The organism is Urechidicola vernalis (assembly GCF_031846385.1).
GTDB lineage: Bacteria > Bacteroidota > Bacteroidia > Flavobacteriales > Flavobacteriaceae > Urechidicola > Urechidicola vernalis.
Window position 1 is genome coordinate 1 of sequence record NZ_JAVRHV010000030.1, and the last position, 281, is coordinate 281.

Here is a 281-nt window from a genome sequence, read left to right on the forward strand (position 1 = left end):
CGCAGTGCTCTATACTTCTACTAATAACAGTGTTACTTTTACGTATCAAAATTATGTGTTTAGAGGTAAACCGAATAATATTCCAGAAGGTCCAGCAGCATTAGCGGAGTTGTCTCACACGACATTTTCAGCACCTACAGGAGACTCATCAATTTCTTTAACGGGTAATCCATTTCCAAGTGCTTTGGATGCGGATGATTTTATCGATGATAATGTCAATTCTACAGACAATGCGCTTTATTTTTGGGAACATTGGTCAGACAATACACATATTGTTGGTC

General features: G+C 38.1%; 1 protein-coding gene. It reads left to right on the plus strand.

All coding sequences use genetic code 11. From position 1 onward, the window contains the following. On the plus strand, positions 1 to 281 hold a 281-nt coding region (locus RM519_RS13970), incomplete at both ends, for a DUF8693 domain-containing protein (protein WP_489753988.1).